This window comes from Paraburkholderia sp. SIMBA_053, from assembly GCF_046534895.1.
Taxonomy (GTDB): domain Bacteria; phylum Pseudomonadota; class Gammaproteobacteria; order Burkholderiales; family Burkholderiaceae; genus Paraburkholderia; species Paraburkholderia caledonica.
The window spans coordinates 1-243 of the sequence record NZ_JAWRXU010001504.1; the positions used below are offsets into that span (position 1 = coordinate 1).

The following is a 243-nucleotide window of genomic DNA, read 5'->3' on the forward strand; positions in this document are numbered from 1 at the left end:
TGAATTGGCCGAAGCACTGCGCCACACGCTCCATGCGTATCAACCCGAAAACGTCATGGTCCCGCTCGGCCTCTTTCACTCCGATCACACACTGGTATCGGATGCCTGTCTTTCGTTAATCGCCGGGATGGGCGACGCGGTACTCCACGCCTACGAAGAGATTCCGTATCGACGAATGGAACACGCCGTTCCCGATCGCATTGAAGAACTGACGAAGCGCGGTTACCTGCTGAGTCCCGCCGA

1 pseudogene is annotated in these 243 nt (G+C 57.6%); it reads left to right on the forward strand.

The annotated features are described in order from the left end of the window. A pseudogene (locus SB753_RS40605) lies at positions 1–243 on the forward strand (PIG-L family deacetylase); the annotation flags it as partial.